General features: G+C 65.4%; 19 protein-coding genes. 13 read left to right on the top strand and 6 right to left on the bottom strand.

Going from position 1 to position 22189, the window contains the following annotated elements; all coding sequences use genetic code 11:
- Positions 1-541: 541 nt before the first annotated feature.
- Positions 542-796 carry a hypothetical protein gene (locus tag RAD15_RS27845; RefSeq protein ID WP_027562896.1) on the bottom strand — a complete coding sequence of 85 codons (255 nt, stop codon included), beginning with the start codon at positions 794-796 and terminating at the stop codon, positions 542-544.
- A 136-nt stretch (positions 797-932) separates the two neighbouring features.
- On the opposite strand from RAD15_RS27845, the gene RAD15_RS27840 reads away from it, so the two are divergent.
- The 4 genes from RAD15_RS27840 (at position 933) to RAD15_RS27825 (ending at position 5424) form a co-directional block, all read left to right on the top strand.
- Complete coding sequence (locus RAD15_RS27840; RefSeq protein ID WP_458181418.1) at positions 933-3014, top strand: M3 family metallopeptidase; 2082 nt, start codon at positions 933-935, stop codon at positions 3012-3014.
- A complete protein-coding gene (locus RAD15_RS27835) occupies positions 3014-3652 on the top strand; it encodes a DUF1007 family protein (RefSeq protein ID WP_458181417.1) in 639 nt (212 codons plus the stop codon). The genes RAD15_RS27840 and RAD15_RS27835 overlap by 1 nt, the downstream gene beginning before the upstream one ends.
- Positions 3643-4746 carry a nickel/cobalt transporter gene (locus RAD15_RS27830; protein WP_458181416.1) on the top strand — a complete coding sequence of 368 codons (1104 nt, stop codon included), beginning with the start codon at positions 3643-3645 and terminating at the stop codon, positions 4744-4746. Before RAD15_RS27835 ends, RAD15_RS27830 begins: the two co-directional genes overlap by 10 nt.
- A 240-nt stretch (positions 4747-4986) precedes the next feature.
- Positions 4987-5424, top strand: coding sequence for an acyl-CoA thioesterase (locus RAD15_RS27825; protein ID WP_458181415.1), 438 nt, complete (start codon positions 4987-4989; stop codon positions 5422-5424).
- 7 nt (positions 5425-5431) lie between these two features.
- Here the strand turns inward: RAD15_RS27825 and RAD15_RS27820 are convergent, their stop codons facing one another.
- On the bottom strand, positions 5432-5830 hold the full coding sequence (locus tag RAD15_RS27820) for an MAPEG family protein (protein ID WP_458181414.1): 399 nt from the start codon (positions 5828-5830) through the stop codon (positions 5432-5434).
- An 87-nt stretch (positions 5831-5917) separates the two neighbouring features.
- Here RAD15_RS27820 and hemH point away from each other — a divergent pair, with 87 nt between their 5' ends.
- The 5 genes from hemH (at position 5918) to RAD15_RS27795 (ending at position 9679) form a co-directional block, all read left to right on the top strand.
- On the top strand, positions 5918-6952 hold the full coding sequence (gene hemH / locus RAD15_RS27815) for a ferrochelatase (protein ID WP_458181574.1): 1035 nt from the start codon (positions 5918-5920) through the stop codon (positions 6950-6952).
- A complete protein-coding gene (locus RAD15_RS27810; protein ID WP_458181579.1) occupies positions 6952-7224 on the top strand; it encodes a hypothetical protein in 273 nt (90 codons plus the stop codon). Before hemH ends, RAD15_RS27810 begins: the two co-directional genes overlap by 1 nt.
- Positions 7140-7940, top strand: coding sequence for an ABC transporter substrate-binding protein (locus tag RAD15_RS27805; protein ID WP_458181573.1), 801 nt, complete (start codon positions 7140-7142; stop codon positions 7938-7940). The genes RAD15_RS27810 and RAD15_RS27805 overlap by 85 nt, the downstream gene beginning before the upstream one ends.
- A gap of 232 nt (positions 7941-8172) precedes the next feature.
- Positions 8173-9177, top strand: coding sequence for an SPFH domain-containing protein (locus tag RAD15_RS27800; RefSeq protein WP_458181413.1), 1005 nt, complete (start codon positions 8173-8175; stop codon positions 9175-9177).
- 55 nt (positions 9178-9232) lie between these two features.
- Positions 9233-9679: an NfeD family protein gene (locus RAD15_RS27795; protein WP_458181412.1), complete on the top strand. Its 447-nt coding sequence runs from the start codon at positions 9233-9235 to the stop codon at positions 9677-9679.
- Positions 9680-9854: 175 nt separating this feature from the next.
- On the opposite strand, the gene RAD15_RS27790 is transcribed toward RAD15_RS27795, so the two are convergent.
- Positions 9855-10178, bottom strand: coding sequence for a winged helix-turn-helix transcriptional regulator (locus tag RAD15_RS27790; protein ID WP_458181411.1), 324 nt, complete (start codon positions 10176-10178; stop codon positions 9855-9857).
- A gap of 72 nt (positions 10179-10250) precedes the next feature.
- Between RAD15_RS27790 and RAD15_RS27785 the strand changes: the two genes are divergently transcribed.
- Positions 10251-10829 carry a carboxymuconolactone decarboxylase family protein gene (locus RAD15_RS27785; RefSeq protein WP_458181410.1) on the top strand — a complete coding sequence of 193 codons (579 nt, stop codon included), beginning with the start codon at positions 10251-10253 and terminating at the stop codon, positions 10827-10829.
- Between the two features lie 201 nt (positions 10830-11030).
- Here the strand turns inward: RAD15_RS27785 and RAD15_RS27780 are convergent, their stop codons facing one another.
- Positions 11031-12038 carry a KpsF/GutQ family sugar-phosphate isomerase gene (locus tag RAD15_RS27780; RefSeq protein ID WP_458181409.1) on the bottom strand — a complete coding sequence of 336 codons (1008 nt, stop codon included), beginning with the start codon at positions 12036-12038 and terminating at the stop codon, positions 11031-11033.
- Between the two features lie 192 nt (positions 12039-12230).
- Between RAD15_RS27780 and RAD15_RS27775 the strand changes: the two genes are divergently transcribed.
- On the top strand, positions 12231-13985 hold the full coding sequence (locus RAD15_RS27775) for an outer membrane beta-barrel protein (RefSeq protein ID WP_458181408.1): 1755 nt from the start codon (positions 12231-12233) through the stop codon (positions 13983-13985).
- Between the two features lie 12 nt (positions 13986-13997).
- On the top strand, positions 13998-14264 hold the full coding sequence (locus tag RAD15_RS27770; RefSeq protein ID WP_458181407.1) for a hypothetical protein: 267 nt from the start codon (positions 13998-14000) through the stop codon (positions 14262-14264).
- 158 nt (positions 14265-14422) lie between these two features.
- Here RAD15_RS27770 and RAD15_RS27765 read toward each other — a convergent pair whose 3' ends face one another.
- Positions 14423-15874, bottom strand: a complete 1452-nt coding sequence (locus RAD15_RS27765) for a glutamate synthase subunit beta (protein WP_458181406.1) — start codon at positions 15872-15874, stop codon at positions 14423-14425.
- 158 nt (positions 15875-16032) lie between these two features.
- Entirely contained in the window at positions 16033-20766 is a 4734-nt protein-coding gene (gene gltB, locus RAD15_RS27760; RefSeq protein WP_458181405.1) for a glutamate synthase large subunit, read from the bottom strand.
- Positions 20767-21256: 490 nt separating this feature from the next.
- Here gltB and RAD15_RS27755 point away from each other — a divergent pair, with 490 nt between their 5' ends.
- On the top strand, positions 21257-22030 hold the full coding sequence (locus tag RAD15_RS27755; RefSeq protein WP_458181404.1) for a hypothetical protein: 774 nt from the start codon (positions 21257-21259) through the stop codon (positions 22028-22030).
- Positions 22031-22189: the final 159 nt, after the last annotated feature.

Here is a 22189-nt window from a genome sequence, read left to right as displayed (position 1 = left end):
TTGGGAGAGTTTCCCGCCCGCACACCTGGCAATGAAGGACAAGCCTTTTCAGTAGCCCGCGCCGGCGTTGGAATGCCGGTAGAGACCAAAAAAGCCCGATCCGTCGTTGCTTTAAGTCGCGTCCCCCGTTGAGAGCGGGGTGCGCCGGTTCGCCTCCGGCTGCCAGTCACGGTTGCAAAAAGTGAAGTCACCTTCGACAAGGCATCTCTTGAGAGAGATGCTGGACGCTCCGGGTTTGCTGTCGTCGTCAGACCTTGCGGCTTCCGACTTCTGCACTTCCGAAGAGCCCCTCGGCTTCTTCACCCCTTGGCGGCTGTCCGGCCTCTTGTCCGGATACCTACCGACTGACACACGACCACAGGCACGTGCGAAATTGGGCAAGAGCGCAAATAAGCGTTTTGACTCTGCTTCGCAAGAATTTTTTTAGGCTGCGAACAGAATTGCCTAACATCTGCTTGCGCAGTGTTGCGCGAGCGACGCGGAAGATGAACAGGCGTTAAGTTTTCCGATCTGCGCGCGTGTTGCTCGCGCGCGAGCAGCGTCAGCGGCGCTTCGTAAAGGGCTCGACGCGCTGGGCCGCGCGGATGAACGCGGTCATCACGAGCACGCCGAGTGTGAACAGCACGGCCTGCAGGATATGCGTGCCCTGGTCGCCGAGCCCGAACAGGATCGCGAGCGCCCAGCCGCCGGCAAAGGCCGCGCCGAACACCTCCGCACCGATCAGGATGGCGGCGCTGATGACGGTGATGACGCTCGGCCAGACGATCTGACGGGAGGACGAGGAGGGCGCGTTCATGGGCGTTGGGGTCCGTAGTTTCGAGGGCCGCAATCTCCTCGAAAAGGCGGCCGGGAGCAAGGCCAAATGGCCCAAAAAAGCCCCATCGCGTGCTATAGCTGGCCGCAACAAATCAGCACGAAAAACGGGACTTGTGATGTCAGAACCCCGCCAGACTACGGACTCCGAGACCAACCCGCTGCTGAAGGCCTGGGTGACGCCGTTTGCGACCCCGCCCTTCGACGAGATCAACCCGGAGCACTTCCTCCCGGCCTTCGAGCAGGCCTTCGCCGACCATTCCGCCGAGATCGCGGCGATCACCAATGACCCGGCGGCGGTCGACTTCGCCAACACCATCACCGCGCTGGAGCGCTCGGGCAAGCTGCTGAGCAAGGTCGCGGCGGTGTTCTACGACCTCGTCTCGGCGCATTCCAATCCGGCCATCCTGGAGATCGACAAGGAGGTGTCCTTGCGGATGGCGCGGCACTGGAATCCGATCATGATGAACGCCGTGCTGTTTGGCCGCATCGCCCAACTGCACGAGAACCGCGCCAATCTCGGTCTTTCTCCCGAGCAGCTTCGGCTGCTGGAGCGCACCTACACCCGCTTCCACCGCTCCGGTGCCGGCCTCTCCGAGGAGGCCAAGACGCGGATGGCCGAGATCAACGAGAGGCTGGCCCAGCTCGGCACCGGCTTCAGCCATCATCTGCTCGGCGACGAGCAGGACTGGTTCATGGAGCTGGGCGAGGCCGACCGCCAGGGCCTGCCGGAGAGCTTTGTCGCCAGCGCCAAGGCTGCGGCAGAAGAGCGCGGCTTGGCCGGCAAGGCCATAGTCACGCTGTCGCGCTCCTCGGTCGAACAGTTCCTGAAGAGCTCTGCCCGGCGTGACCTCCGCGAGAAGGTCTACAAGGCCTTCATTGCGCGCGGCGACAACGGCAATCCAAACGACAACAACTCAACCATCGTCGAGATCCTGAAGCTGCGGGAGGAGAGCGCCAATCTCCTGGGCTATCCGACCTACGCCGCCTACCGGCTCGAGGATTCCATGGCCAAGACGCCGGAGGCGGTGCGGGGCCTTCTGGAACGGGTCTGGAAGCCGGCGCGGGCGCGGGCGCTTGCCGACCGCGACGAGATGCAGACCCTGATCACGGAGGAGGGCGGCAATTTCAGGCTCGCCCCCTGGGACTGGCGCTTCTACGCCGAGAAGCTGCGTCTGCAGCGCGCCAATTTCGACGATTCCGCCATCAAGCCGTATCTCGGCCTCGACCACATGATCGAAGCCGCCTTCGACTGCGCCACGCGCCTGTTCGGCGTCACCTTCGAGGAGCGCAAGGACGTTCCGGTCTGGCACCCGGACGTCCGGGTCTGGGAGATGAAGGGGCGGGACGGCAAGCACAAGGCGCTGTTCTACGGCGACTACTTCGCCCGGCCGTCGAAGCGCTCCGGCGCCTGGATGACCTCGCTGCGCGACCAGCAGAAGCTCGACGGCGACGTCGCGCCGCTCGTTCTCAATATCTGCAATTTTGCCAAGGGCGCCGGCGGCGAGCCCGCGCTGCTCTCGCCCGACGACGCCCGCACCTTGTTCCACGAGTTCGGCCATGGCCTGCACGGCATGCTCTCCAACGTGACCTATCCGTCGCTGTCGGGCACCGCCGTCTTCACCGACTTCGTCGAGCTGCCGTCCCAGCTCTACGAGCACTGGCAGGAGCGGCCCGAGGTGCTGCAGCAATTCGCCCGCCACTACCAGACCGGCGAGCCGCTGCCGGACGATCTGCTGCAACGGTTCCTCGCCGCGCGAAAGTTCAACCAGGGCTTTGCCACGGTCGAGTTCGTCTCCTCGGCGCTGGTCGATCTCGAGTTCCACACCCAGCCGGCCGCCGCGGCGCAGGATGTCCGCGCCTTCGAGAAGAAGGAGCTGGAGAAGATCGGCATGCCCGAGGAGATCTCGCTGCGTCACCGTCCGACCCAGTTCGGTCACATCTTCACCGGCGACCACTATGCCGCCGGCTATTACAGCTACATGTGGTCGGAGGTGATGGACGCGGACGCCTTCGGCGCATTCGAGGAGGCCGGCGACATCTTCGATCCGGCCGTCGCAAAACGCCTGCACGACGACATCTATTCGTCAGGCGGATCGGTCGATCCGGAAGCCGCCTACGAGGCCTTCCGCGGTCGCCCGCCGGAGCCCGACGCGCTGCTCCGCCGCCGCGGCCTGCTCGACGACGCCAAGGCGGCCTGATGCGCATGCGGGCCCTGTTCGGATGGCTGCTCGCCGCCGCCATGACGCTGGCGGCAGGCACGGCGCACGCACATCCGCATGTCTGGATCACCGCCACCAGCGAATTGCTTTACGCCGAGGACGGCAGCATCACCGGCGTTCGTCACGCCTGGACCTTCGACGACATGTTCTCGGCCTATGCGGTGCAGGGGCTCGAGAGCAAGACCAAGGGCGCCTTTACGCGCGAGGAGATGGGGCCGCTGGCGCAGACCAATGTCGAGTCGCTGAAGGAATACGCCTACTTCACCTTTGCGCGAGCCGACGGCAAGAAGGAGCGATTCCAGGAACCGATCGACTACTTCCTCGACTACAAGGACACGGTCCTGACCCTGCACTTCACGCTGCCGCTGAAGAACCCGGTCAAGCCCAAGCAGCTGGTGCTCGAAGTGTTCGATCGCTCCTTCTTCATCGACTTCCAGATGGCCAAGGACAACCCGGTCAAGCTGGTCGGTGCGCCCGCGGGCTGCCAGATGAAGCTGGATCGGCCAAGTGACGGCTCCGCCACCGCCCAGAAGCTCAACGAGCAGACCTTCATGAACGGCGAGAACAGCAATTTCGGCATGATGTTCGCCAACAAGATCACGGTGGATTGCCCTTGATCGGTCGTTTTCATTCCCCGCTCGCACGCGCGCTCTTCGCCTGCGCGGCGGTCGTCGCCGTGATGGGCGTGGCCGATGCTGTGCTTCACGACCTCCTCGCGCAAAACAATCCCTTTGGTGCGCCGCGGCCGGCGCAGGCGGCCGAGCCCGAAGCAAGCGGCCTGATCGGCTGGCTCCTGGCAAAGCAATCGGAGTTCTATCGCCAGATGTCAGCGACGATCCGCGCCGCCAAGTCCGACGGCTCGGCGGTGTGGACGCTGCTGTTCATCTCCTTTGCCTATGGGATTTTTCACGCCGCCGGCCCCGGCCATGGCAAGGCGGTGATCGCCTCCTATCTGGTCGCCAACCGCGAGACCGCGAAACGCGGCATCGCGTTGTCGTTTGCCTCGGCGCTGATGCAGTCGCTGGTGGCGATCCTGATCGTCGGCATCTCGGCCTGGGTGCTGAACGCGACCGCGAAAACCATGTGCAAGGCGGAAGGGGTGATCGAGATCGCGAGCTATGGCTTGATCGCGCTGTTCGGCCTGCGCCTGGTCTGGGTCAAGGGTCGCATGTTCATCCGCGCGCTCCAGGCGGCGCAGCCGGTGCCGGCGATCGCCGGTGTACCGCACGACCATGATCACGGCCATGATCACCATCACCATCACCATGATCATGGCCATGCACACGCCCATGCCCACCACGATCATGACCACGTCCATGACGAGCATTGCGGCCATTCCCACGGTCCCACCCCGAGCGAGCTCGCCGGCCCCGGCGGCTGGCGGCGCGGATTTGCCGCGATCCTCACCGTCGGCATCCGGCCCTGCTCGGGCGCAATCCTGGTGCTGGTGTTCGCGCTCGCCCAGGGCCTGTTCTGGGCCGGCATCGCCGCCACCCTCCTGATGGGATTGGGCACCGCGATCACGGTCGCGGCCATCGCGGTCGTCGCCGTCTCCGCCAAGGACATCGCTGCCCGCCTGAGCGGAGCCGGCGACGGCAGCGGCGCGCTGTTCATGCGCGGCATCGAATTCGCCGCCGCCGGCTTCGTACTGCTGTTCGGCGCCGGCCTCTTGTTCGGCTACATCGCGGCCGAACGAACGACGTGTTTCTGAGCCGAGGTCTCGTGCCCCGGACGCAGCGCAGCGTCTCTTCGACGGTGCGCTGCAGAGCCGGGGCCCATCTCTCCGTATGGTAGCGTGTCGCCTTCTGGGTCCCGGCTCTGCGGAGCAGCGCAAGCGCGCTGCACCGCGTCCGGGACACGAGAGCCGCGTGCTTGCGGCAGCTTTGCGAACTACCCGCGGTCGGCTATTCAGGCGGTCAAACCAACAAGAACGTCTCGGTCGGAGGAGTCGATGTCGCGCGACAATTTCTGGTTCTTTCACCCGTTCCGGGTGCGCTATTCCGAGATCGACGGCCAGGGCGTCGTCTTCAATGCGCATTACCTGACCTATTTCGACACCACCATCACCGAATATTTCCGCGCGCTCGGCTTTGACCAATATGCGGACGCGCAGGCGAGCGGCATCGATTTCCACGTCGTCAAATCGGTGATCGAATACAGGGCGCCGGTCAGGTTCGACTGGGAGCTCGACGTCGGCGCGCGCGTGGCGCGGATCGGCAATTCGAGCCTCGTGTTCGAGCTCGCGATCTTCCTGAAGGGCGGCACGGACGCGCTGGTGACCGGCGAGATCGTCTGGGTCTACACCAACCAGCAGACCCATCGCCCGGTCACGATCCCGCCGTCGATGCGGGCGCTGATCGCGACGCGGGAGCGTCATCTTTCGGCGTGAGACCGCCTCACACCGGCAGAAACCGCTTCAAGGCCGGCATGAAGAAGATCCCGAGATTGATCGCAAAGCCGATGCTCCAGAGGATCGAGCGCAGCGTCGGGCGGTTGCCGAGATAGGTCAGCACATAGGCGATCCGCACGATCAGGAACAGCACCGCGAGCTCGTCGATCAGGCGCTGCGGCGAATCCCGGAATTCGGCGAGCAGCACCGCGAAGGCGAAGAACGGAAAGGTCTCGATGCCGTTCTGGTGCGCGCCGAGCGCGCGCTGCGCGATGGCGTCCTCGAAGAAGGCAGGGTCGCGCGGCCGCGAATTGTCGAATCCGCGAAACCTGATCCATTTGATCGAGACGATCGTCGCAAGGTAAAGCAGCAGCGCTCCAAGAACGCACCATTCCGCGAGTGTCATCTTCCCTCCCCCGCTTGGGTGCGACCCTAGCGAAACCGCCCTCATCTTGACAAGTTCGGTGCAACGCGCGACGCAACCTGTATCATGATGACCATTGCCCCCATCGCGGCCGCGAAGCCGGCCGTCCGGCCCAGCCAGCCCAGCGTCGGCGTACTCCTGGTCAATCTCGGCACGCCCGATACGGCCGACGCCCCCGGCGTGCGGGTCTATCTCAAGGAATTCCTCTCGGACGCCCGCGTCATCGAGGACCAGGGCCTGGTCTGGAAAGTCGTGCTGAACGGGATCATCCTGCGCAGCCGCCCCCGCACCAAGGCGCTCGACTACCGGAAGATCTGGAACAACGAAAAGAACGAATCGCCGCTGAAGACCATCACGCGCTCGCAAGCCGACAAGCTCGCCGCCGCGCTGTTGGACCGCGATCATGTCGTGGTCGACTGGGCGATGCGCTACGGCAATCCCTCGATCAAGTCAGGCATCGACGCGCTGATCGCGAAGGGGTGCGAGCGCATCCTCGCCGTGCCGCTCTACCCGCAATATTCCGCCTCGACCTCGGCCACCGTCTGCGACGAGGTGTTTCGCGTGCTCGCTCGCCTGCGCAACCAGCCGACGCTGCGGGTGACGCCGCCCTACTACGAGGACGAGGCCTATATCGAGGCGCTCGCCGTCTCGATCGAGACGCATCTGGCGACGCTTTCGTTCAAGCCGGAGCTGATCGTCGCCTCCTTCCACGGCATGCCGAAATCCTATGTCGACAAGGGCGATCCGTATCAGCAGCACTGCATCGCCACCACCGAGGCGCTGCGCCGCCGGCTCGGCATGGACGAGACGAAGTTGCTGCTGACCTTCCAGTCGCGCTTCGGCAATGACGAGTGGCTGCAGCCCTACACCGACAAGACCATGGAGCGGCTCGCGAAAGAAGGCGTGCGCCGCATCGCGGTGGTGACACCGGGCTTTTCCGCCGACTGCCTGGAGACGCTGGAGGAGATCGCGCAGGAGAATGCCGAGATCTTCAAGCACAATGGCGGCGAGCAGTTTTCCGCGATCCCCTGCCTCAACGACAGCGAGCCTGGCATGGACGTGATCCGCACCCTGGTGCTGCGCGAGCTTCAGGGCTGGATCTGATGGCTCGCCCCATGAACCGCCGCGAATGCCTGGCGCTTCTTGGGACGATGGCGGCGCTGCCGGCCGCAGTGCGGGCGCAGCAGCCGAACGCGACGCGGCGGCTCGGCGTGCTCTCGGTCACCGCGGCCGACGACGCCATCGGGCAGACGCGCAGCACCATCCTGGTCGAGGCGCTCGCCGGCCATGGCTGGAAGGGCACGACAACCTCAGGATCGACTGGCACAGCGGTGGCGGTGACCGCGAGCGGATCGCGCGGCTCGCGGACGAGCTGATCGCGCTCAAGCCCGACATTCTGCTCGCGGTCGGCACGCCCTCGGTGGAGGAGCTGCGGCAGCGCACCACGACGATTCCGATCGTGTTCGCCGTCGTCACCGACCCCGTCAGCCAGGGTTTTGTCCAGAACCTGGCCCATCCGGGCGGCAACATCACCGGCTTCACCGATTACGACGGCCCCCTAGCCGGCAAATGGCTGGAGATGCTGACGCAGGTCACTCCGAAGGTGACCCGCGTGACCGTGGTCTACAATCCCGCCACCGCGCCGTTCGCGCCCCTGATGCTGCGCACCATCGAAGACGCCGCACCGACGCTTCACGTAGCGGTGGAGCCGGTGCCGGTTCATGACGCCGCCTCGATCGCGGCGCTGGCCTCGCGGAAGGACGGCGGCCTGCTGGTGCTGCCGGATTTCTTCACGATGGCCAACCGCGCGCATCTGCTCGCGGCGATCGCGGAGGCGCGCGTGCCCGCGGTGTTCTGGAGCCGCACCTTCGTCGACGAGGGCGGCCTGATGTCCTACAGCACCGACAGCGCCGAGCAGCTGCGTCGGGCGGCGGGCTATATCGATCGTATCCTGAAGGGCGCGCAGGCGGCCGACCTGCCGGTGCAGAACCCGACCAAGTTCGAGCTGGCGATCAACCTGAAGACGGCGAGGGCGCTGGGCGTCACGATTTCCCCGAGCCTGCTCGCAATCGCGAACGATGTCATCGAGTAGGGCTCCCTTCGATGGCCTAATCCTTAACGCCCGCCGCTAGGTCTGCGCCTGCACGCATTCAAGAGCCGTCCGCAAATAGATATCGTGACCGTTTCCTTTGCCGCACGTCTTGTGCAGAATCGCGCCGATACCGACGTTACGCGCGACCGCTGAACCGGTAAGGTCGTGATCCCGACCAATGACAGCGCGGGAAAGGGCCTTTTCCCGACTTCTTTTCCGCCTTGGAGGAGCTATGAGCGGTTTCGACATTTTCGCGATTGTTCTGGTGTTGCTCGTCATCGTCACGCTGCTGGCCGGCGTGAAGACGGTGCCGCAGGGCTATGACTGGACCATCGAGCGGTTCGGCAAATACACGCAGACGCTGAGCCCGGGGCTCAATCTGATCGTGCCCTATTTCGATCGCGTCGGGCGCAAGATCAACATGATGGAGCAGGTGATCGACATCCCCGAGCAGGAGGTGATCACCAAGGACAACGCCACCGTGACGGTGGACGGCGTTGCCTTCTACCAGGTGTTCGACGCCGCCAAGGCGAGCTACGAGGTCGCCAACCTCACCCAGGCGATCACCGTCCTGACCATGACCAACATCCGCTCGGTGATGGGCTCGATGGATCTCGACCAGGTGTTGTCGCATCGCGACGAGATCAACGAGCGCCTGCTGCGCGTCGTCGACGCCGCGGTCTCGCCCTGGGGCGTCAAGGTCAACCGCATCGAGATCAAGGACATTGTGCCGCCCGCCGACCTCGTCGAGGCGATGGGCCGGCAGATGAAGGCCGAGCGCGTCAAGCGCGCCGACATTTTGGCCGCCGAAGGCCAGCGTCAGTCGGAAATCCTGCGCGCCGAGGGCGCCAAGCAAGGGCAGATCCTTCAGGCCGAGGGCCGCCGCGAGGCCGCCTTCCGCGATGCCGAGGCGCGCGAGCGTCTGGCGGAAGCCGAAGCCAAGGCGACACTGGCGGTGTCGGAAGCCATCGGCAAGGGCGACGTCGCCGCGTTGAACTATTTCATCGCCGACAAATATATCAAGGCGTTCGGCCAGTTCGCGGAAGCGCCGAACCAGAAGATCATCATGCTGCCGATGGAGGCGACCAGCATGCTCGGCTCGCTCGCCGGCATCGGCGAGATCGCCAAGGCAACGTTCGGCGAAAGTGCGGCGTCTGCAGCAGCCGCCGCGCGCCGTCCGGGCTCGGTGCCGCCGACCGGCGGCACGCCGCCGGCAGTACCGCCGCGGCAGGGATAGTCACCGGCGCATGCCCTTCCGCTGAGGGCATGCACCAATTCTTAGAGGTCGTGTCATGACCGACATGTTCGTATCGCTCGGCACCTGGAACTGGCTGATCTTCGGCTTCATCCTGATGGCGCTGGAGACGCTGGCACCAGGCGTATTTCTGTTCTGGCTCGGGCTCGCGGCACTGCTGGTGGGCCTGGTCTCGTTCGCCGTTCATCTGTCCTGGCAGATTCAGCTCGTGATGTTCGCGGTGTTCGCCGCCGCCGCGGTACCGGTCTGGCGCCGCCTCGCGCGGCCGAAGCTCGACGCAAGCGCCAGCCCCTTCCTCAACAAGCGCACCGAGGCACTGCTCGGGCGCGAGTTCACGCTCGAGAAGCCGATCATCGACGGCTCCGGCACTGTGCGCATCGGCGACACGGTCTGGCGCGTCGCGGGCCCCGATACCCCGGCGGGGACGCGGGTGAAGGTGGTGCAGGTGGACGGTGCCAACCTGACGGTCGCCGCGGCGGCGTAGCTTCTTACCCTCCCCTGGAGGGGGAGGGTCGATCGCGCGTAGCGCGAGCGGGGTGGGGTGATCTCTCCACTCGGACACCGCTTCCATGGAGAGACTGTCACCCCACCCCGCTACGCATTTCGCTTCGCTGCATGCGTAGCGACCCTCCCCCTCCAGGGGAGGGTAAGAGGAGTGCTCAACTCCTCTTCCACCGCTCCGCAAACCGGTGCAGCGGCATGAACGTCTCGCACAGTTCCCGCCCGAGCCCCGTCAGCCCATAGCCTCCACCGTCGCCGAGCTCCACGAATCCCGCATCGCGCAGCTCCGTCAGCCGCGCTTGCAGCACCGTCGGCGAAGCCTCGTCACAAGCCGTACGTAGCGCGCGGGAGGTGAGGGGCTCCTCGCGCAACTCCCATAAAATCCGCAGGCTCCAGCGTCGGCCCAGGAGGTCGAGCAGCGCCATGACCGGCCGCCCGCTGCGCGAGCCTCGGACCTTCCCTGATGCTGCCCGTTTCGCCATCGCTGCCCTCTTGCGTCTTGCTACGGATAATGTAGCGTAGTGCTACGATAATTGTAGCAATGGAGACGGTCGATGTCCCAGGCCACGCCACGTCTTGCCCCGCTGGAGCCGCCTTATCCCCCGCAGATCCAGGCCCAGTTCGACCGCATCATGCGCGGCGCGCCGCCGCTGCTGCTATTCCGGGTGATGGCGGGGCACGCCCGCGCCTGGGACAAGTTTCGCGCCGGCGGCCTGCTCGATCCCGGCCCGCTGTCGCTGCGCCAGCGCGAGATCGTCATCGACCGCACCTGCGCGCTGACCGGATGCGAATATGAATGGGGCGTGCATGTCGCGATCTTCGCCGGGCCGGCGCAACTCACCGAGGCGGAGGTGCGTGCGACCGTGCAGGGCGATGCCGCCTCGTCATGTTGGTCGCCAGCCGAGCGGGCACTGATAGCGGCGGTCGACGCGCTGCACACCCGTGCGACGTTCAGCGACGAGGAATTCGCCGCGCTGTCGGCGCATTACGACGAGGCGCAGATCCTGGAGATCATGCTGCTGTGCGGCTTCTACCGCACGGTGTCGTATCTGGCGAACGGGCTGAGATTGCCGCTGGAGGAGCAGGCGGCGCGGTTCCCGGCATCACTCCAACCGCCGTCATTGCGAGCGTAGCGGAGCAATCCAGAGTCTTTCCGCAGAGGCAGTCTGGATTGCTTCCACCTTCGCAAATGACGGAGGAGAGAGGTGCGAGCTACACTTTCGCTGTCATTCCGGGGCACGCGAAGCGTGAACCCGGAATCTCGAGATTCTCAGGTGCGCAACTGCGCACCATAGTTCGATGCTTCGCATCGCCCCGGAATGACTGTCGTTTAGCTACGCCACGCCCGCGCGCAGCAGATCGTGCAGATGCACGATGCCGACCACCTTGTCCGCCTCGGTCACGACCAAGGTCGTGATCTTGCTTGTGTTCAGCACCTCGATCATCTCGGTGGCGAGCATCGAGGGCGGCACGGTCTTGGGCTGCTTCGTCATGATCTCGTCGACGGTCACCGTCAGCAAATCGGGCCGCATGTGGCGGCGCAAATCGCCGTCGGTGATGATGCCCGCGATCCCGCCGGCATCGTCGACGATGCAGACGCAGCCCAGCCCCTTGGCCGACATCTCGACCACCGCGTCCGACATCTTGGCGCCCAGGGGCTTGACGGGGATCTCCGCGCCGGTGCGCATGTAGTCGCGGACGAATTTCAGCATCGCGCCCAGCTTTCCGCCGGGGTGGAAGTGCGCGAATTCCAGCGCGGTGAAGCCGCGGCCTTCCAGCAGCGCGATCGCGATGGCGTCGCCGATCGCGACCTGCATCATCGTCGAGGTGGTCGGCGCCAGATTGTGCGGGCAGGCTTCGCGCGCCTTCGGCAGCTCGATCACGATGTCGGCGGCCTGGCCCAGCGAGGACGCCGCGTTCGACGTCACCGCGATCATCGGGATCGCAAACCGCGCCGAATAGTTCACCAGCGTCTTCATCTCCGGCTGCTCGCCGGACCAGGACAGCGCCATGATGACGTCGTCGGCGGTGATCATGCCGAGGTCGCCATGGGCGGCTTCCGCGGTGTGGACGAAGAAGGCCGGCGTGCCGGTCGAGGCCAGCGTCGCCGCGATCTTGCGGCCCATATGGCCTGATTTGCCGAGCCCGGTGACGATGACGCGGCCCTTGGCATTGCGGATCAGATCGACGGCCTTGGCAAAGGTCTCGCCCAGCGGGCCGCGCAGGGCGGCGGCGAGCGCGCTGATGCCGCCGCTCTCCGTCTCCAGCGTGCGGAGCGCGGATTCGACGCTATCGGGGATGGGGCCGGATGATTGGGTCATCAGCGGTTTCGAACTCGGCATGTTCTGGTCCAGGGAGGAGGGGCGTCGGGCCCGTTGGCGCCTGCTTAGCACGCCGCGGCCTTGGAGGCGACGCGGCCGCCAAGGGCCTCAACGGGTCATTAACCATAATTGTTTTAACTCCATTAACGATGGTTCCCGCCGCCCGGTGGGGACGATCGTGAAAGTGTTTGATTTCGTTGGAGTTCTTCCATCGTGGGGTCGTCTCCAGGCAGGGGCCGGAGCAAACGCGCGCTATTTTTGCGCGGTGCGTTGCCGTGTCTCGCGCTGACGGCCCTCGGAAGCGGCCCTGTGGCCGCCCAGAGCCTCACGCCCGACCTGTTCAATCCCAACCGCGGCGGCTTTGCAGCACCCGACACGCTGCCGACGCGCCGCACGGCGGGCGTGTTGCCGGCGCCGCCGGACGGGTTGCCGACGCTGCCCGATCCCAATGCCGATCCGCGCAAGCGCCAGCAGACGCCGGCGACCTCGCGTGTCGGCCAGAATCCCAATCAGGTCCCGACCTACGGCCTGCCGGCCGCCAACGGCGCGAGCGGCTCCGGCTACGACTCGCTCAACCGCAGGCGGCAGCAGCCAAAACTCTATCCCGGGCAGCCGAAGCCGAAGCGCCCGGTCGGTCCCGGCTCGCCGGTGCCGCCGGCAACAACGGACCGGACGCTCGGCCCGCCGCGCATCGCGCCGCCACCGTCCGAGACCGCGCACAAGGTACCGGTAGCCCCGGCGATGGCCGGCAACGTGCCCGGCCAGCCGCTGCGTCGCCGCCTCAAGGTCGATGAGGATGCGTTCGGCGCCGTCGGCGACTATGCCGGCAGCTTTCTGATCAAGGGCGGGCTCGAGCTCTCCGCCGGCTATGACACCAATCCGGCCCGCCTCAACAAGCCCGTGGGATCGCCGGCCTATGTCGTGGCGCCCGACCTTCTTGTCCAGTCCGACTGGGAGCGTCACGCGCTGGTGGCGGATCTGCGCGGCTCGTTCTCGGGCTACACCAACAACATGCCGGCGACGATCAACGGCTTTGCCTCGCCGTCGCCGGTGGAGGTCGACCGTCCCGATTTCACCGGCCATGTCGACGGCCGCATCGACGTCGACCGCGATCTCAAGCTGACCTCGCAGCTGCGCCTGCGGCTCGCCACCGATAATCCCGGCAGCCCGAACGTGCAGGCCGGCCTGCAGAAATATCCGGTCTATGCCACCTATGGCACGACCGTCGGCTTCGATCAGACCTTCAACCGCTTCCAGGTCGCCGCCGGCGCCACCGTCGATCGCACCGCCTACACGGATTCGAAGCTCACCGACGGCTCGACCTTCAGCAACGACGATCGCAACTTCAACCAGTATGGCGGCGTCGGCCGATTCTCCTACGAGCTGAAGCCGGGCCTGAAGCCGTTCGTCGAGGTCCAGGGCGACACCCGAATCCACGACCAGCCCGCCGACCGCAACGGCTTCCTGCGCGATTCAAACGGCGGCTACGCCAAGGTCGGCTCGTCCTTCGAATTCTCGCGCATCCTCACCGGCGAGATCTCGGTCGGCTATTCCGCGCGCAACTACACCGATCCGCGCCTCAGCCAGCTCTCCGGCTTCCTCACCGCGGGCTCGCTGATCTGGAATGCGAGCGGCCTCACCACGGTGAAATTCTTCACCGATACGCAGATCAACGAGACCACGATCCCCGGGTCATCCGGCGTGCTGGTGCACACCTACGCCGCCGAAGTCGACCACGACTTCCGCCGCTGGCTCACCGCCATCGGCAAGTTCACCTACGGCACGTACGACTACCAGGGCCAGAACCGCAACGACAAAACCTACTCGCTCGAAGGCAATCTGATCTACAAGCTCAACCGCAACGTCTGGATCAAGGGCACGCTGCGGCACGACATCCTGGATTCGAACCAGGCGGGGTCCAGCTCGCAGGGGACTGTGGTGCTGGTGGGCGTGAGGTTGCAGAACTGAGGAGAAGCCACCATGGCAGCTCGAATTACTTTGGACATCAATTCGGCCGGTGAATTCGAGCTATGGCTTAATCCCGAAGGCCGAGACCTTCTGGTCAAGGAGCTGCTGGCCCTGAGTGAGACCAATGAGCACTTTCACTTGATGCCAAGTGAGGTAGCATCGGACGTTGAAGTTTCGACGCGTCCTTATCGGCCGAACGACAAGCTTCTCGAATACGGTAAGGTGCTGTTCCGACTTGACGAGTGGGATGCAAAACACTTTCCGCACGTCTTGGGCTGAGGCCCGCCGCTCTCACCACTCACTCCGCTGTCATGCGCCGCGAAGGCGGGGCATCCAGTACGCCGCGGCCTTTCGGTCGACGACAACTGTCTCGGAATACTGGATCGCCCGCTTTCGCGGGCGATGACACCGTTTGGTATTCCGGCAGCGGAGCAAACTCAGCGCGGCAGATCCGTCTTCCCCATCAGGAACGTATCGATCGACCTTGCACACAGCCGGCCCTCGCGGATGGCCCAGACCACCAGCGACTGGCCGCGGCGCATGTCGCCGGCGGTGAACACGTTGGGGCGCGAGGTCTGGTAGTCGAGCGTGTTGGCCTTGACGTTGCCGCGCGGGTCGAGCTCGACCGAGAGCAGCTTCAAGAGACCCTCGTGCACGGGGTGCACAAAACCCATCGCTAGCAGGATCAGCTCGGCGTCGAGCTCGAACTCGGTACCGGCAATCGGCTTGAACTTGTCGTCGACGCGCACGCAGTGCAGCTTCTTGACCTTGCCGTTCTCGCCGGAAAACTTCTGCGTCAGCACCGCGAATTCGCGGACCGCGCCTTCGGCCTGGCTGGAGGAGGTGCGCATCTTCAGCGGCCAGTTCGGCCAGGTCAGGCCCTTGTTCTCGCGCTCGGGCGGGGCGGGCATGATCTCGAGCTGGGTCACGGAGAGCGCGCCCTGGCGCAGCGAGGTGCCGATGCAGTCGCTTCCGGTGTCGCCGCCGCCGATGACGACGACATGCTTGCCACCGGCCAAAATCTCCTGAACGCCGCCCTGCGGCTCGCTGGAGACGCGGCGGTTCTGCTGCGGCAGGAAGTCCATGGCGTAGTGGATGCCGGACAGTTCACGGCCGGGGATCGGCAGGTCGCGCGGGGCTTCCGCGCCGCCGGTCAGCGCCACCGCGTCGTATTCGTTGAGCATCTCGCGCGGATCGACATTGCCGTCGGCGCCGACATGGCTGTTGTAGTGGAAGGTGACGCCTTCGCCTTCCATCTGCTTGACGCGGCGGTCGATGATGCCCTTCTCCATCTTGAAGTCGGGGATGCCGTAGCGCAGCAGGCCACCGGCCTTGGCGTACTTCTCGAACAGGTGCACGTCGTGTCCGGCGCGCGCGAGCTGCTGCGCGCAGGCCATGCCGGCGGGGCCCGAGCCGATCACGGCGACCTTCTTGCCGGTCTTCACGGCCGCGACTTCAGGCTTCAGCCAGCCATTGTCCCAGGCGCGGTCGACGATCGCGCATTCGATGGTCTTGATGGTGACCGGGTTGTCGTCGATGTTGAGCGTGCAGGACGCTTCACACGGAGCCGGACAGATGCGCCCCGTGAACTCCGGGAAGTTGTTGGTCGAGTGCAGATTGCGCGAGGCTTCTTCCCAATTGCCCTGGTAGACGAGGTCGTTGAAGTCGGGGATCTGGTTGTTGACCGGGCAGCCGGGCGTGCCCGGCGCGACCGAGCCGGTGCCGTGGCAATAGGGAATGCCGCAGTTCATGCAGCGCGCGGCCTGATCGCGCGTTTCCTTCTCGGTCAAGGGAACGACGAACTCGTTGTAATGCTTCACGCGCTCGGCGACCGGGGTGTACTTGCGGTCGTGCCGTTCGATTTCGAGAAAACCCGTGATCTTGCCCATTAAACCCGAAGTCCCTGCCGCTTAAATTCTTTGTTCTCTCACCCCTCATCCTGAGGAGCGGCGCGCTCTTCGCGCCGCGTCTCGAAGGATGAAGGCCCGGATGGCTGCCTCATGGTTCGAGACGGCGCTTCGCGCCTCCTCACCATGAGGCTTCTTACCTACGCCCCGATCGCGATTTTCGGCTCGGCGTCCGCGTTGGCGACCATTTCGCGCAGCGCGCGCCGGTACTCGACCGGCATCACCTTGCGGAATTTGGGCAGCCAGTCCTTCCAGTTGGCGAGGATGTCGGCGGCGCGCTTGGAGCCGGTCGCCTTGGCGTGGCGCGAGATCAGGACGTGCAGCCGCTCGACGTCGGAATCGAGCAGGTTCTTGAACACGTCGACCCGGCCGTGCGCCTCGAGGTCACCGGAATGGTGGTAGGTGCCGGCGTTGATCAGCTCTTCCGACAGCACCGGCTCGAGCTCGACCATCGACATGTTGCACAGCTTGTCGAAATCGCCGGTCTCGTCGAGCACATAGGCGATGCCGCCGGACATGCCGGCCGCGAAGTTGCGTCCGGTCTTGCCGAGCACGACCACGATGCCGCCGGTCATGTATTCGCAGCAATGATCGCCCGCGCCTTCGACGACGGCCACAGCCCCGGAATTACGCACGGCGAAACGCTCGCCGGCGATGCCGCGGAAGTAGCACTCGCCCTGGATCGCGCCGTACATCACGGTGTTGCCGACGATGATGCTCTCTTCCGGCACGATGCTGCTGTTGGCAGGCGGCTTGACGATGATCTTGCCGCCCGAGAGGCCCTTGCCGACATAGTCGTTGCCTTCACCCTCGAGCTCGAAGGTGACGCCGTGGGCGAGCCACGCGCCGAAGGCCTGGCCCGCGGTGCCCTTGAGGCCGACATGGATGGTGTCGTGCGGCAGGCCGGCATGACCGTAGATCTTGGCGACCGCGCCCGACAGCATCGCACCCGCAGAGCGGTTGGTGCTGTTGATCGCAGCCTCGATCTTCACCGGCGCGCCGCGGTCGAGCGCAGGCTTTGCCTTCTCGATCAGCGTGCGGTCGAGCACCGCCTCCAGATGATGGTTCTGGCGCTCGGAGTGATAGATCTTCTGGCCCTTTTCTTCCTTCTGCTTGACGAACAGCTTCGAGAAGTCGAGGCCCTTGGCCTTCCAGTGCGCGACCAGACGGGTCTGGTCGAGCAGCTGAACCTGGCCGATCATCTCGTTGAAGGTGCGGAAGCCGAGGCTCGCCATGATCTCCCGGACTTCCTCCGCGACGAAGAAGAAGTAGTTGATCACGTGCTCGGGCTGGCCGGTGAAGCGCTTGCGCAGGACGGGGTCCTGGGTCGCGACGCCGACCGGGCAGGTGTTGAGATGGCACTTGCGCATCATGATGCAGCCGGCCGCAATCAAGGGAGCGGTGGCAAAGCCGAACTCGTCGGCGCCCAGCAGCGCGCCGATCACGACGTCACGGCCGGTGCGGAAGCCGCCGTCGACCTGGACCACGATGCGGCTGCGCAGCCGCTCGCGCACCAGCGTCTGGTGGGTTTCGGCAAGGCCGATCTCCCACGGCGAGCCGGCGTGCTTGATCGAGGTCAGCGGCGAAGCACCGGTGCCGCCTTCGAAGCCGGCGATGGTGACATGGTCGGCGCGCGCCTTGGCAACGCCCGCGGCCACCGTGCCGACGCCGATCTCGGAGACGAGCTTGACCGAGACGTCGCCCGTCGGGTTGACGTTCTTGAGGTCGTAGATGAGCTGCGCCAGATCCTCGATCGAGTAGATGTCGTGGTGCGGCGGCGGCGAGATCAGGCCGACGCCCGGCGTCGAGTGTCGGACCTTGGCGATGGTGGCGTCGACCTTGTGGCCGGGCAGCTGGCCGCCTTCGCCGGGCTTGGCACCCTGCGCCATCTTGATCTGCATCATGTCGGAGTTGACGAGATACTCCGTGGTGACGCCGAAGCGGCCCGAGGCGACCTGCTTGATCGCCGAGCGCATGGAATCGCCGTTCGGCAGCGGCTTGAAGCGGTCGGCTTCCTCGCCGCCTTCACCGGTGTTCGACTTGCCGCCGATCCGGTTCATGGCGATCGCGAGCGTGGTGTGCGCCTCGCGCGAGATCGAGCCGAAGCTCATCGCGCCGGTGGCGAAACGCTTGACGATGTCCTTGGCCGGCTCGACCTGGTCGAGCGGCACCGGCTTGCGCTTCTCCTCGTCCGCATTCTTGATCCGAAACAGGCCGCGCAGCGTCAGCAGGCGCTCCGACTGCTCGTTGAGGATTTTTGCGAAGGCGCGATAGCGCTCCAGTGAATTGCCGCGTGCGGCGTGTTGCAGCAGGCCAACTGACTCCGCGGTCCAGGCATGGTCCTCGCCGCGGCTGCGATAGGCATATTCGCCGCCGACATCGAGCGCGCTCTTGTAGACCAGCGCCTCGCCGAACGCGTCGGCATGGCGGCGCACGGCTTCCTCGGCGATCTCGGCAAGGCCGACGCCTTCGACGCGAGTGTGCGTGCCGGCGAAGAACTTCGACACGAAGTCCGCCTTGAGGCCGACCGCGTCAAAAATCTGCGCGCCGCAATAGGACTGGTAGGTCGAGATGCCCATCTTGGACATCACCTTGAGCAGGCCCTTGCCGATCGACTTGATGTAGCGCTTGACGATCTCGTAGTCGTCGAGCGCGCCGGGCAGGCGGTCCTTCATCGCGATGATGGTTTCGAACGCCAAGTAAGGATTGATCGCTTCGGCGCCGTAACCCGCGAGACAGGCGAAGTGATGCACTTCGCGCGGCTCGCCGGATTCGACCACGAGGCCGACCGAGGTGCGCAGTCCGACGCGGATCAGATGATGATGCACGGCGGCGCAGGCCAGCAGTGCCGGGATCGGCACCCGGTCGGTGCCGACCATGCGGTCGGACAGGATGATGATGTTGACGCCCTCGCGCACCGCGCTTTCAGCGCGCGCGCAGAGCTCGTCCAGCACCTGGTCCATGCCGGCCGCGCCGAGACCGGCGTGGAAGGTGGTGTCCAGCGTGCGCGACTTGAAATGCGACTCGGCGACATCGGAGATCGAGCGGATCTTTTCGAGGTCCGCGTCGGTCAGGATCGGCTGGCGCGCTTCCAGACGCTTGGTGGTGGCAAGACCTTGCAGGTCGAACAGGTTCGGCCGCGGTCCGATGATGGAGACGAGGCTCATCACCAGCTCTTCGCGGATCGGGTCGATCGGCGGGTTGGTGACCTGCGCGAAGTTCTGCTTGAAGTAGGTGAACAGCGGCTTGGCCTTGGCCGACAGCGCCGAGATCGGCGTGTCGTTGCCCATCGAGCCGGCTGCCTCCTCGCCGGTGGCCGCCATCGGCGTCATCAGGATGGTGATGTCTTCCTGGCTGTAGCCGAACGCCTGCTGGCGATCGAGCAGCGACAGGTTCGAGCGCACGCCGGTGGTCGGAACCTTCGGCAGCTCTTCCAGCACGATCTGGGTCCGCTCCAGCCACTCCTTGTAGGGATGGCTCCTGGCGAGTTCGGCCTTGATCTCGTCGTCCGGGATCAGGCGGCCCTGCTCGAGGTCGACCAGCAGCATCTTGCCGGGCTGCAGGCGCCACTTGGTGATGATCTGGTCCTCGGGGATCGTCAGCACGCCCATCTCGGACGCCATCACGATGCGGTCGTCCTTGGTCACGAGATAGCGCGCCGGCCGCAGGCCGTTGCGGTCGAGCGTGGCGCCGATCTGGCGGCCGTCGGTGAAGGCGATCGCGGCGGGGCCGTCCCACGGCTCCATCAGCGCGGCATGATATTCGTAGAAGGCGCGGCGCTTCTCATCCATCAGGGGATTGCCGGCCCACGCCTCCGGAATCATCATCATGACGGCGTGCGGCAGCGAGTAGCCGCCCTGCACCAGGAATTCGAGCGCGTTGTCGAAGCAGGCGGTGTCCGACTGGCCTTCGTAGGAGATCGGCCAGAGCCGGTTGATGTCCTTGCCGTAGAGCTCAGAGCTCACGGAGGCCTGGCGCGCCGCCATCCAGTTGGTGTTGCCGCGCAGCGTGTTGATCTCGCCATTATGCGCGATCATGCGGTACGGATGCGCCAGCGACCACGCCGGGAAAGTGTTGGTCGAGAAGCGCTGATGCACCAGCGCGAGCGCGCTCTCGAAATCCTTCTCGTGCAGATCGGGATAGTACTTGCCGAGCTGGTCGGCGAGGAACATGCCCTTGTAGATCACGGTGCGGCACGACATCGAGCAGGGGTAATAGCCCGCAAGGCCGCGGTCGCGGCGCTGGTAGATTGCCTGCGAGATCGACTTGCGCAGGATGTAGAGCCGGCGCTCGAACTCGTCCTCGGTCTTGGCGGTGCCGTTGCGGCCGATGAACACCTGCATGCAGGCGGGCTCGGTCGGCTTCACGGTGACGCCGAGCGAGGAATTGTCGGTCGGCACGTCGCGCCAGCCGAGCAGGGTCAGGCCCTCTTCCTTGATCTGATCGGCGATGATGCTCTTGATGACGTTACGCCATGCGGTGTCGCGCGGCATGAACAGCGCGCCGATGGCGTATTCGCCGGGCGCCGGCAGCGCGAAGCCGAGCTCCTTCGCCTTGCGGCTGAAGAAGGCGTGCGGGATCTGCACCAGGATGCCGGCGCCGTCACCGGCGCGCGGGTCGGCGCCGACGGCGCCGCGATGCTCGAGGTTGCAGAGGATGCTCAGCGCGTCAGCGACGATCTCGTGCGACTTCTTGCCCTTGATGTTGGCAATGAACCCGACGCCGCAGCTATCCTTCTCCAGGCTTGGATCGTAGAGGCCTACGGCCGGCGGGCGCGAATTGTGTTCCTGAATCGGATCGGTCGTTTTCGAGGCGACCGTCGCCGACAGCTCTTCTGCCACGATGTTTCCGCGCTCGAATTGCGACCCGTTCATTGTTCCAATCCTCTCCATGCGGCAAGCTGCCTCACCGCCATCTTCGGCGCACCTTGGGCGTTCCGCGGCACCCGCCTCTGGGTCACCGCTCGTCCGTTGCGAGCCGCATTTTCTTAAATTCAGGCTAGGCGTTCTTCGTCCCCGAGAACGGCTTTGCCTGGTACCTTCCTGGCGCTCGAAAGTGCCAGCTTTCGCTGCAATCCCTGTGCCGGAATCGCAGGCAAGATTGAGACAGTCTTCCTGTCCTAACCATCACCTTGCCAAATTTTTGTCTACCACACAAGCGCGCGGAAGTCCCGATTCCCGATATGTCAATCAATCGCTTTCCAAAAGTTGCGCAGCCCCGTTTTTGAAGCAAACGCGCCCTGATCCGGCCCTGCGGACGCCGAAATCCCGAATGAAGCTTCGGATCAACCCTTCGGAAGGCGCGCCACGCCGCAAGAAGCGAAACAGGGCGGCCATCGAGGGGCCTGACAGGAGCGTCTCGACCATGAAGTTTTTCACAGGATGTGTGGCCGCCGCCGCGCTGGCGTTGGCTGCAAGTGCTGCCCAGGCGCAGGTTCTGGAGCAGGTTCCGGCCAGCGGTATCACGAGAGGGGCCACCATCGCGGTGTCGGATTTCGACGGACCCTACGCGCCGGGCGAAGCCGCCCCGCCGCCACCGCCGCGTTACGGCTATGGCTACGGCTACGAGGAGCGCGGCCCGGCGCCGGCGCTGCTGCCGTCGACCGAGGTTTACGCGGTGCTGCGTGACAACGGCTTCTCGCCGCTCGGCATCCCGCGCCTGCGCGGCAGCGTCTACACCATCGCGGTGATCGACCGCCGCGGCGACGACGGCCGGCTGGTGATCGACGCCCGCGACGGGCGGATCTTGCGCTTCATGCCGGCCGCCGACGCCTACGGCATGGCGCCGCCCTATGAGGAGCGTGCGGTCGCGCCTTACGGGCCGCAAAGCGCGCTGCCGCCGCCCACCATGGTTCGCAGCGGCCCGCCGCGCCCGCCGGCCTCGATCCCGCATGTCGCGAGCCGCACCGTGCCGTTGCCCAAGGCCGCCCCGCACAGGGCGGAGACGCCGGTCGCGGCCGCCAAGCCGGCCGAGCCCGCGGCGCCGCAGGTCCAACCTGCACAAGCGCAGCCTTCGCAGCAGACCGCCGCCGTGCAGACGAAGCCGGCAGAGGCCGCGGCGCCAACAGTCGGTCAGGTTAAGCCTGCCCCGACGATCCAGCCGACGCAGGAGATGCCGGCCGCGCAGGGGCTGGATTAGCGAGAACGCGATCACATCGGCGGTGTCGTCCTGGCCTAGGACCGATCGACATTCATTGCATCCAGATCATTGCGGCTGCGAGATGGATGAAGCCGGTAAAGTTGGCGGTTCGCCTGTCATAGCGGGTTGCCAAGCGTCGGAAGTGTTTGAGCTGGCAGA

The sequence above is a fragment of the Bradyrhizobium sp. 14AA genome, assembly GCF_054185205.1.
The sequence above is the reverse complement of the archived record's forward strand: the minus strand, read 5'-3'. Positions and strand labels throughout refer to the sequence as shown.